General features: G+C 37.3%; 6 protein-coding genes. 2 read left to right on the forward strand and 4 right to left on the reverse strand.

The window, feature by feature from the left end:
- Nucleotides 1-480: 480 nt before the first annotated feature.
- Nucleotides 481-3,852, reverse strand: a complete 3,372-nt coding sequence (locus ACY0M5_RS05380) for a PKD domain-containing protein (RefSeq protein ID WP_461631046.1) — start codon at nt 3,850-3,852, stop codon at nt 481-483.
- 2 nt (nt 3,853-3,854) lie between these two features.
- Complete coding sequence (locus tag ACY0M5_RS05385) at nt 3,855-4,913, reverse strand: right-handed parallel beta-helix repeat-containing protein (protein ID WP_461631047.1); 1,059 nt, start codon at nt 4,911-4,913, stop codon at nt 3,855-3,857.
- A gap of 292 nt (nt 4,914-5,205) precedes the next feature.
- Here ACY0M5_RS05385 and ACY0M5_RS05390 point away from each other — a divergent pair, with 292 nt between their 5' ends.
- Together ACY0M5_RS05390 and ACY0M5_RS05395 are read left to right on the forward strand one after the other, a co-directional pair.
- Nucleotides 5,206-8,094: a sensor histidine kinase gene (locus ACY0M5_RS05390; protein ID WP_461631048.1), complete on the forward strand. Its 2,889-nt coding sequence runs from the start codon at nt 5,206-5,208 to the stop codon at nt 8,092-8,094.
- A gap of 6 nt (nt 8,095-8,100) precedes the next feature.
- Nucleotides 8,101-8,940: a LytR/AlgR family response regulator transcription factor gene (locus tag ACY0M5_RS05395; protein ID WP_461631049.1), complete on the forward strand. Its 840-nt coding sequence runs from the start codon at nt 8,101-8,103 to the stop codon at nt 8,938-8,940.
- Between the two features lie 19 nt (nt 8,941-8,959).
- On the opposite strand, the gene ACY0M5_RS05400 is transcribed toward ACY0M5_RS05395, so the two are convergent.
- Together ACY0M5_RS05400 and ACY0M5_RS05405 are read right to left on the reverse strand one after the other, a co-directional pair.
- The gene (locus tag ACY0M5_RS05400) at nt 8,960-9,541 is read right to left on the reverse strand and encodes a HutD/Ves family protein (RefSeq protein WP_461631050.1); all 582 of its coding nucleotides are present in this window, start codon (nt 9,539-9,541) and stop codon (nt 8,960-8,962) included.
- A gap of 137 nt (nt 9,542-9,678) precedes the next feature.
- Nucleotides 9,679-12,099: an alpha/beta hydrolase family protein gene (locus tag ACY0M5_RS05405; protein ID WP_461631051.1), complete on the reverse strand. Its 2,421-nt coding sequence runs from the start codon at nt 12,097-12,099 to the stop codon at nt 9,679-9,681.
- Between the last annotated feature and the right edge of the window lie 92 nt (nt 12,100-12,191).

The following is a 12,191-nucleotide window of genomic DNA, read 5'->3' on the forward strand; positions in this document are numbered from 1 at the left end:
TTTGCGTAACAGATTATATACTCAGCTGAATAAATGATACTATTTGCGAATGATTTTATATTATCAGCTGAATATATAATCTGTTCAGATGACATCTGAGAACTGATTTTAGTCATCGGAAGATGATATTTTATTAGCTGATGATGCGATTTAATAAAATGAACTTGTAATTATTTAGCAGAGTAACTTAATTCATCAGTAGTATAAGATAATTATTAAGCTGAGTATATTATTTCATTTCGAATAAGTTGTGAGCCATGGCGGGCGAAAGAAATCTAAAAGTTTTAATAATTGCATGCCGTTTTGAAATCCAAAAAGGCAGATACATTTAACAATCAATAATAGCGGAATAGGTGTTGAGTTTGTTTCGATACAGAATTTTTGTGAAGCCTTTGCTGTATGCAATTGAGATCGTAAATAAAAAGGGAACCCGTTACAAACAGATTCCCTTCCCTCTAACTAAAATGTACTTCTACTACATTATTGCTTAACAATTTTGAAGCTGACAGCTTCGTTTTGGTTGATAAAGTGAACAAAATACAATCCTGCCGGATAACTTGTCAAGTCTAGAGTGGTTGTTGGTTCCAGTTGTTTGTACAAGATTAGTTTTCCGGCTGAATCGAACAATTCTACCTGTATGTTGGCTGAGTAATTGAAATTTTCATGCAAATCGATCACCAACTTTCCTTTTGTTGGGTTCGGATAAATGGAGATGTTCTTTTTGATAAGCTCTTCAATTCCTACCAAAATGACTTCTACCTGTTCCGATATTTCTGATTTGCATCCATATTGATTCCAAACCTCTACGGAATAGTTTCCATCCTGCGATGGCGAGAATTCCTGATTGGTGGTTCCATTCTGCACCTCGTTGTTTCTGTACCATTGGTATTCAGTTGCAGATGTAGAAGACAGAATGCCGTTGTTGTAAGTTGCGACAGGAATTTGCGGTAAGTCATGAACGGTTATCAATACTTGATCGGCAGCCGAACAGCCATTGCTGTTTTCTACACGAAGAGTGCAGGTGCCGGTTGAACCGATTTCATGCGCATTTGTGCCTTCCACGTCGTTCCAAAAGTAGTGAGCGTAGGCATCCGAAACCGTAAAAGTATGAGTTTCACCCTCGCAAAGATCAATATCGTCGCCCAAATTAATATCCGGACTTTCCTTAAAAGTTAGGCTCACCATGTCTGTTGCTTCGCAACCATTGGCATCAATCACTTTCAAGGTGTAATCTCCTTCAGCGGAAGCGATTAATTCATTGATGCCTTCTGTGTTGTTCCAGAAATACTGCGCAAAATTGTCTGCGGCACTAAAAGTATGCTCGCTGCCTTGGCAGATTTGTACATCAGCACCCAAATCAACCGATGGAGCAGTATGGAAGGAAAGATTTGCCACGTCAGTAGCTTCGCATCCGTTGTTGTCCACCACTTTTAGGGTGTAATCTCCTTCCACCGAAGCGATCAATTCATTTGTTCCTTCTGCATTGTTCCAGAAATACTGTGCGAAATTGTCTGCTGCACTAAAAGTATGCTCGCCACCTTGGCAGATTTGTACATCAGCACCCAAATCAACCGATGGAGCAGTATGGAAGGAAAGATTTGCCACGTCAGTAGCTTCGCATCCGTTGTTGTCCACCACTTTTAGGGTGTAATCTCCTTCCGCGGAAGCGATCAATTCATTTGTACCTTCTGTATTGTTCCAGAAATACTGCGCAAAATTATCGGCTGCACTAAAAGTGTGTTCGCTGCCTTCGCAGATTTGCACATCAGCACCCAAATCAACCGATGGAGCAGGGTGGAAAGAAAGATTTGCTATATCAGTAGCTTCGCAACCATTTGCATCAATTACTTTCAGGGTGTAATCTCCTTCCGCGGAAGCGATCAATTCGTTTGTGCCTTCTGCATTGTTCCAGAAATACTGAGCAAAATTATCGGCTGCACTAAAAGTGTGTTCGCTGCCTTCGCAGATTTGCACATCAGCACCCAAATCAACCGATGGAGCAGGGTGGAAAGAAAGATTTGCTATATCAGTCGCTTCGCAACCATTTGCATCAATTACTTTCAGGGTGTAATCTCCTTCCGCGGAAGCGATCAATTCGTTTGTGCCTTCTGCATTGTTCCAGAAATACTGAGCAAAATTATCGGCTGCACTAAAAGTATGCTCGCTGCCTTGGCAGATTTGCACATCAGCACCCAAATCAACCGATGGAGCAGCGTGGAAAGAAAGATTCGCTATATCAGTAGCTTCGCATCCGTTGTTATCCACTACTTTTAGGGTGTAATCTCCTTCCGCGGAAGCGATCAATTCGTTTGTGCCTTCTGCATTGTTCCAGAAATACTGAGCAAAATTATCGGCTGCACTAAAAGTGTGTTCGCTGCCTTCGCAGATTTGCACATCAGCACCCAAATCAATACTTGGAATTTCATGTATGCTAATAAAATCCGTTATACTTGAAACATCTGATAAGGAATAGGTATCATTGGTTGTTGTTAACGATACGGTAAACGAACCAGCTGTATCGTATGTGTGCAGAGGATTTTCTTCGGTACTTGTATTTCCGTCGCCAAAATCCCAAAGGTAAGTTTCTCCATCGCTTGAGTTGTTGGTAAACTGAACAGTCATTGAACCGCAGTTTTCTGTTTTATCGGCGGTGAAATTAGCAACAACCCGAGCTAACCTATTAATTGTATCGGTAGTTGCAACGCTCCATTGTTTGGTGTCATCAAGGAATTGAAAATGAATGAGCTGATTGTCTCCAATGGGAAGCTGATCGAGATGAATGGATTCTGACAAGGTGAATGGAGTAATCGATTCACTTAAATCAACCTGATTGATACTTGTTACATCATCATTGAACCAATATCGGTACGAAGTGATTTTTCGGGCAATGATTCCGGAATTGCTGCCATATTTTCGAATAAAAGATGTTGCAGGAACGCTCCATTGATTCGAATCATCTTTAAAGCGCATGTGTATGGAATGAAAGCCACTTGCCAGCAGTTTGGTATCCAAAACCTGATTGATGACTGCAGTATCGGCTAAAGGCAAAGATGAGGCGATTCGATTGTTGAAATCATCATCCATCCAGTATTCAAAACCATTAATTTTTCGTACGATACTTTCTGTTCCAATTTCGTATTTTCTGAAGAAAGAAGTTACCGGAGTGCTCCATTGCTTTGAATCATCGCGAAAGCGAAAGTGTATGGAATGGAATCCGGTTGCTAAGGTTTTTGTATCCATCACCTGATTCAGATTGGCGATGCCGGTAACAGGAATTGCCGAAGCATGTCTGTCTGCGAAATTATCATCAATCCAGTATTCAAAACCATTAATTTTCCGAACGATACTTTCTGTTCCAATTTCGTATTTTCGAAAGAATGATGTTACCGGAGTACTCCATTGCTTTGAATCATCGCAAAAGCGAAAATGAATGGAATGAAAGCCTGCAGCCATACTTTTTGTATCCATCACCTGATTGAGATTGGCAATGTTTGTCACAGGAATGGCTGAGACGATCCGACTGGCAAAATCATCGTCTATCCAATATTCAAACTTCGAAATATTGCGGGTGACCGCAACTGTTCCGTCAGGATATTTCCTGAAAAAATCAGTTACTGGTACGGACCATCTTTTGGAATCATCTCTGAACCTGAAATGAACAGAATGAAAACCATCGGATAATCCCGTAGTGTTAATATTATTGCTTAATTCAAGTGTTGCAACTCCCGTTTCTGTGACTGATATCCGAGATGTAAAATTATCATCGAACCAGTATTCATACTTGTCAATGTTTTGGGAGTAAAGAGTATGCGTAATTGAAAAAAGCAATAGTAATAGAATTACTTTTTTCATATTTAGTTGTTTTGAGCTGAGATTTTAAATTGAATTGGAAGATCGCCATCGGTATTGGTTGTTCTTGATATGGTTTTTTCTTCGATTAATGGAATAACAGGTGCACAATTGTCTTTGTAAGGAGTTGGATTATCTAAATTGTCTTTGGTTCCGTAAATTCCGATTTGAGTTCCATCGTCTCCGTTAATTGCATCGTAAGGGGCTTGTAGGTGTAAATCAAAATCGTAAGCGTAGATGGTTGTTGTTCCATCCCAGCTTGTAAAAACAGATGCGCCGTTTGATGCTGCTACGATTTGATTACTGGTAAAAGTATTGTCGGTTATTGGGTTAGTTTGGTAATCGTAGTCGCTGATGATAAGATTTTTGTGCAGTGTTATGTTGTTGCAGTTTCTGAGTAAATCTGCAGTGGTTGTTCCATTGTAATAAATAATATTACTTTCAAGAGTACATTCAGCGCAGTTATAACACTGGTAATTTACTGCACCATGTAAAAATATGTTGTTTGAGAATAATCCAAATTTTGCGTTTTGAACATATCCAGTGGAAATTATGTTTTTTTCGAAAATATAGGTCGTACAATTATTGATGTTGATATTGCCTCTGAAAATGCATTCCGAAACGATAAATGATGATGAAAAAGTAATGGTTGTGGGTAAGGTAATGTTTCTCATGTTGCACCGGCTAATGGTATATCCTGTTAGATCTGAGGCATTGTAACCAGCCATATCGATATCATCGCAGTAAACACCTTCTAATTTGCCTTTTATGGCACCGGCTCTAACATAAATAACACCTGAAATTTCTGTTATTCCTGTAGCTGCAGTAGTGCTTGGATGATGACCGGCGCCAAATATTGTGAGTTCTTTGTTAATGTGAAGATTTTCGATAAAGTTACCGGCTGAAATGTAAATGGTATCGCCGGCTGCGGATGCTGTTATGGCAGTGCTGATTGTATTGTACATACTTGCAGTACCTTGGTGGTGAAGAATAACCCGTCTTTGTGCTTGTCCGGTAAAAACGATTGTAAAGAAAACAGTGATTAAGAGTAGAAGTTTTTTCATTTTTTTGAGTTTTAGATTTGTATTTTCTTTTAAAAGTAGTTGGATTCAACGGCAAGTCACAGAAGAAAATAACAAGTGGTAATTTGCGGTAATAAGTGGGAGTTTTTTAAGAACCAAGCATATATATTCTGACAGTTTGTTTCCTTTGGATTGTCTTATTATTTACCACTTATTACTCTATCTGCTCACTTGTTATCTATTGAATCATAATTTAGAATAGAATTCCTATCTTGGTATTTGTATTTAAAAACCCCTTATATCTAAACTCAAAATGAGGAGAATCTGTCTCATCATGTTCCTGATTTTTTTGACTCTTTCTGTGTTTGCACAGCAGCGTCCATATATCAATTATACAACTCATTCGGGTTTGCCTCAAATTCAGGTTCGGGCAATTCATCAGGATCATTTAGGATATATTTGGGTGGGAACCAAGTCTGGTTTGGTGAAGTTCAACGGGGAAGAGTTTGAGAATTACCTGCCTAATAAAAGTATATACGAGATTGAAAGCGATTCGAAAGGACGGGTTTATGTAAAAACCTACGATCAGCTTTATCGGTTCGATGGCAGGGATATGCTGCTGTTAACAGGCTTCAAAAATCCTGCTGTGGTGATTATAGGTAATGAAGAGTATTGGATTTTATCTGAAAATTGCCTTTTTCAGTATCGGGATACAGCTGAAATACAGCGATACGTTTCGGATGTGGATTTTAAAGGAGTCATAAATTCGGTAGCATATGTAAAGAATAAAGCCAGGGTGTATTTTACAATGCAGGATTTAAATCAAATCTTTAGTATTGCGGATGGGAAAATAGAACGCGAAATTAAATTTGAAGGTTCTGTAAAACGAAAGGTTTTAGCTTTAAAGGGGGAGGAAATTGTCTTGGTGGAGGAAGAAAATGAAAACATTCATTACCTGAATCCTGTTGATAAAAGTAATTATTTTAGTGTTTACAGGATCAACAACCGGGTTGATAGTATTAAAATAAACCATTTGCCAGTAAAGGATTATCTGTATGTCAATGACTATTCTTTTTACCGTTTGGATAGTGTTACAAAATCCTCCACAAAATTCAATTTGGATTTTATAAAAGCACCATATCCGGCTATTTTAGATCGGGATAATAATATTTGGTCTGGTTCGGACAATGGCTTGTATCAGATATTTAATGGTCCCATATCCAATTTTCCCCGAAGCTTTATGAACGATATCTGGACAATGATTAAAGGGGATGACGGTCATTTTTATGGCGCTGTATATAAAGATGCTTTGTATCGTTTGGACATGAAATCTCAAACCAAGGAGGAAATTCTTGCTCCAGGACCATTCCACAGAAAGGAGACCGATTACTATTATGGTGCTTCAAAAGATAAAAAGGGTTTTTTGTATTTTCCTACGCATTACGGATTGGTGAAATACAACTACAAAAACACAAAGAAATTCGATACCGGAATTTCCTTGATCACGAAATACGATTCTGTTAGCAATCGAATTATATTCGGACAAATGAACGGACTTGGTTTTATTGATGAGAAGGAAAATATTGAGATTCTGATTGATTCAAGCAAGCAGTTGGTTCCTTCGCATCCTAAAGCTATAGATTTTGATGAAGAGGGAAATATTTGGATTGGGACTAATGGTTGTCTCACCAAATACGACCGAAAAAAGAAATGTTTTTCAAAAATAGAAGGCGGTCCTAAGTATGGTGTTTTTTCTATCCATAAAGATGTAAAAGGAAATTTTTGGATGGGAGGGAAGGACGGTTTGTGGTTTTACAATTCACAAAATGAGGAATTTAGAAGAGTCGACGATGGAATCATCGAAAACAATATTGCCGGAATTATCTCGAAAAGTGATGAATTACTGATTGTTGGAACTTCTTTGGAGGTTTTTGCGATGGATTTGGCATTATTTTATTCCAAAGGAAATATCCGCATGAAGCTGTTCAATTTTCGAAATGGATTTTTGTCCGAGGAGGTTTGTCAGAATGGGTTTTTACTGGATAAAGATTTGTTGTACGTTCCTTCTACAACTTGCACTTCAGTTATTGATCTGGATAAAGTCAATTTTGATACTGATTTTTATGATGTGCGAATTACAAGCCTAAATGATAAGGGAATAATTTATTCAGATACAATCTCCAGATCAGAAATTTGTATGGAAAATGGTTGTAACGAATTGGATTTATCTTTTGAAGCAATTGGTTTTGGTTTGCCAACCAATCCGATGTTCAAATACAAGTTGGATGGTGTAGATAAAACTTGGAGCGATTGGACAAAAAAGAAGTATGCAAACTATCGGAATTTGGCTTCAGGAAACTATTGTTTTCATGTAATGGCGCGCCCAGGCGGAAATCCAAATGTAACAACACAAAAAGAGGATCATTTGCATCTTAAAATTTCGTTGCCTTTTTATAAGGAGCCTCGTTTTTATCAGCATACTTTAATTGGTTTTGTAATATTGGTGTTGATACTTGGTTTTTTTGTTCATTCCAGAATCCATATTAAAATGAAAATGTTGGATCGGGAACGAAAAATAAAATTTCTTGAAATTGCGACTTTGCAGGCACAATTAAATCCTCATTTTGTTTTTAATATTTTGTCGTCAGTACAGAATTTAATCAGTTTGCATAAGCCCGAAAAGGCCAACGAATACTTAATTAAGTTTTCAAGATTGATTCGTGCTTACATGGAGGCATCTATTAAATCATCAAAGGTTTTACTGGGAGCTTCGGTTAGCAGTGAAATTACGATTAAAGAGGAAGTGGATTTATTGCAGATGTATATTGAATTGGAACAGGTAAAACATAAAGAACGGAAGTTTGATTTTGAAATTAAATTGGATTCTGATGACCTCCAAAACAAAACAATTCCGCCAATGATTTTGCAGCCTTTGGTAGAAAATGCAATTAAACATGGTTTGGAGCCTGGTGAGAAAATTGGATTTCTGCAGATTCGCTTTTCAGATCGGGAAGATGGTGTGGAATGTATGATTCGGGATAATGGAATTGGACGGGAACGCTCTCAGCAAAATAAAAAGGATTCGATCAAATTGTATCAGTCCAGAGGATTGGAACTAATCAATAAAAAAATTGAAATTCTCAACGATCTGGATTATAAAATTAAGATTGAATACAAAGACCTTGATGAAGGAACAGAAGTAAGAGTGACATTTACTAATTAGCAGGTTATGCAAGAAGTTTATACAGCATTGGTAGTTGAGGATGTCGAAGATACATCAAACTACATCAAACAAAGAATCGAAAAATTGTGTCCTTTAATCAGAGACATTCAACAAGCATTTAGTATCGATGATGCCTATGAAAAGATTAAAGAGAATCATTTCGATATCATATTTCTGGATATTCAATTGCCTAAAGGAACGGGTTTTGATCTTTTGCGAATGCTTTCGGATGAAGGCAAAATCGACTTTGAAATCATTTTTATAACAGGCGAAAGTGCAAAAGAGTTTACCCTTAGAGCCATTAAATATTCGGCTCTCGATTTTCTTTACAAACCTTTAGATGATACTGATTTAATACTTGCTGTAAACAAAGCAACGGAGAAACTGCGATCGCAGTATTTCAACCGGCAAATAAGCTTGCTTTTAGATCGGGTTGGGGACAGTAACATAAATAAAACCAATAAAATTGCTCTGCATCTGCACAATGGAATTGTTGAATTTGTGACTGTCGATGAAATTAAATACCTCGAGGCCGATGGTGTAATTGCCTACGTATTTTTAAGAAATGGGAATCGACTCACTACTACCAGAAATTTGGGTTACTATAAAGAGATGCTGATGATAGATTATAATTTCTATCCCATAAGCAATAGTTTATTAGTAAATCAAGATTATATTCTGCGTTACAATCATAAGGAACTGCAATTAACTCTTAACGATGGCACTGTTTTGTTTGCTTCAAAACGTTTTGGGAAAAGTTTTAAAGACACCTTTACTCAGCAAAATAATAATGGATCAAAAGTTTTGCGTAGTATCGCTCACTTGTGGAAACGAATGCTTGAGTAATATTTGAAAACCAGAAATCTTAAATAATGATTTTAGATATAATGATCTCGCTGTTCTCCATTCCGGTTAGTTGCAGGTTTGCGCTGTCAAATTGAGTAATCACCAGGAGGTTTCCCTGTTGCAGCTGATGAATTTTCTGATTTATAGTCAGACTAATTTCACCTGAGAAAATATATCCTATCAGGAAGTCTGTTGCTTTATCAAGAGGTAAATTTACAATTTGTTTCTTTTCAATAGAAAGAGCCTTGATTTCTCCTTTTGAAGTGCCGCGTGTCATCAAATTAAAATCGATGCATTTTCCAATCGATGAGGTTTTCCAATCTCCTTCAAAGCTGTCTGTATCGAATTTGCCAAGCTTTTTGCTGTAACGATTTTCGTGAATGATTTCTATTGCTCCATCTAAAATCATAATTTTTCGGGATACACCGGGTAGGGAAGTAAAATCTGATTCCTCAACTTCTACCATAGCTGTGCTTAGTCTAAAATCAAAATCTCTTCGCTGGTAATCTGATGTTGGCGGGTAGATATAAAGTTGAGTACTGGTTCCGCCCGACCAGTTAATTGTATTAAAATCATCTGCTTTTTTAATTTCGATATTCATGTTGTGGATTGTTGTGTTTGCAAATCAAAATTACAAAAGACGAATGAGAATAATAGTGCCCTTTTCTATTAAAAAAGAAAAGGGAATTCATCTTTACGAGTGAATTCCCTTCTTGTATAACTTTGAACCTTGCAGACTTATTCCATCTTTCTGTTTTTAACATACTTTTCAAGCCACTGATCTTGTTCCCACAACATATGAAGGATACTCTCTTTGGCTCTGTAACTATGACTTTCTTTTGGGAAAATAACCAATCGAACGTTAGCTCCCAATCCTTTTAGTGCGTTAAAATACCGCTCACTTTGCATTGGGTAAGTTCCTGAATTGTTATCTGCTTCGCCATGAATTAACAGCAAAGGAGTTTTCATTTCGTCGGCATTCATAAAAGGCGACATTTTGTAGTATACTTCAGGGGCGTCCCAATACGAGCGTTCTTCGCTCTGAAAGCCAAATGGTGTTAATGTTCTGTTGTAGGCACCGCTTCGGGCAATTCCGGCAGCAAACAAGTCTGAATGACTTAATAGGTTGGCCACCATAAAAGCACCGTAACTATGTCCGCCAACAGCAACTTTATTTCTATCGATATATCCCAAAGAATCTACTGCATCAATTGCAGCTTTTGCATTCGAAACCAGTTGCTTACAGAAAGTATCGTTTGGTTCTGTTTCACCTTCTCCAATAATAGGGAATGAGGCATCATCTAAAACAACATAACCCTTAGTTACCCAGTAAATTGGCGATGCCCAGTAAGGGTAGGTAAACTCGTTTGGATTTTGAGTGTTTTGAGAAGCACTTGCTTTGTCCTTAAATTCCTTTGGATAAGCCCACAAAATCATTGGCATTTTTTCTTTTTTGTTTGCATCATAACCTACAGGAAGATATAAGGTTCCGGATAGTTCTAAACCATCTTCTCGCTTGTAGTTTAAAACCTCTTTGTGCACGTTTTGGATGCTTTTAAAAGGATTCTCGAAGCTGGTTAGTTGCTGAAGTTCGTTCTTTCTTATATTTCGGAAGTAGTAGTTAGGGTATTCGGTTTTAGATTCAATACGCACCAATAACTTTTTGTTTACAGGATCAAAATCCTGAATGTCTTCAATTTTGTTTTCGTAAGTTGATTGATACAAGTGTTCGGTTTTTTCAGTCTTCAAATTTAACTGATCAACAAAAGGATATTGCCCCTTTTCACTGTAACCATCTCCTATTAAGAAGGCATTATTACCATCTAAAGCCAGTACATAGTTTCCGAATTTATTTCTTTTATGCACAAAGTTTCCCGGATCATTGTATTTGTCCTGATAGTTTCGATCTGAAATTATTTTGGGTTCCTGACTGGCATCCGATGGATTAAACACGTAGGTTTTTATATTTCTGGTATTCCACCAGTAATCCATGGCAATTGCGATATTGTCATTGCCCCAGTCAATAGTATAGAATCGATTGATCGTTTTTAAGATACTTTTTGGCGTGCCGTTAAATGGAGCTTTCAGTTCAAATACTTCATCTCGAAAATCCACTTTGTTTTCGGGATCTCCGCCATCAAGAGCTTCAGTATAAATTAGAGTGGCGGGTTTATCATCGCGCCAATTTAAATCTCTTCTTCCGGTTCTTATTGCCATAAATCCCTTTGGCAGTTCTTCAATCAAAGGCACTTCCAAAACGGTCTGCACCATTTCGCCTTTGCTCGAATATATTGTGGTTTTAAATGGAAATCTTGAGTAGGGAACCAGATAGGAAAATGGTTTTTCGATGGTGGTCAGCATTACATAGTTTCCGTCAGGAGAGAAGGTAATACTTTCAAACATTGCTGCACCTAACCATTTTTCTTTACCTCCGTTAAGCGATATTTTGTAAAGATCTGAAAGTGCCAATTGTTCAAAATTGTATTCGTCATTTTTGTTTTTCAGCAAATCCTGATAGGTTCTGTTTTGAGCTTTACTTCCTTCATTAACAGATATTGTTGGTCCGGTTGGAATACTGTTTTTTGTATCGATGAGTTCTTTTCTGTCTTCAGAAATCATTTTCACCAATAAGGATTTACTGTCTTCGAACCAATTAATTACATCGCCCATATTGGCATTAACATTGGCTTCTGTTAATTTTGAAGCAACAGCCTTTTTAAGATCCAAAACCCAAATTTCAACACCATCTTGGCTTGTATTAGTAAAAGCGATCATTTTCTGATCGGGCGACCATTTGAAATTGGCTAAACGAGGATTTTCCGGTAATCCTGTTACGGATTTCGGATTTGCATTTGTTTCTTTTAAATTGATTAATTTCAGATCGTTGTAATAGTTTGTTCTACTACCGATATTTGTTTTTGGGTTGATTCTCAAACCGCCCAGACGCAACTCAACTTCAGAAAGTTCAGCAATGGTTTTGTACGAATCACGATATCGTAAAACCATAAAATCTTTACTTTCATCAATAAGTACCGATGGAGCAGCCTTCACATCAACTAAATCTAAGATCTCAGAGGAAGGCTTCTGATAAGTTATGTTCTCCTGAGCATTCGCACTTGAAAAGCCGAGGAGTAAAGCCAGATAAATGAATCGTTTCATAATAAAATTTTTATTTTCGGTGAACTTTTATGTGTAGTTGTTTTGTTTGTTATTACTTTATATCATCAGCTTGTTAAATTAACAATAAAATT

Origin of the sequence: Labilibaculum euxinicum (genome assembly GCF_963678175.1) — a bacterium.
In the GTDB taxonomy this organism is placed as follows: Bacteria; Bacteroidota; Bacteroidia; order Bacteroidales; family Marinifilaceae; genus Labilibaculum; species Labilibaculum euxinus.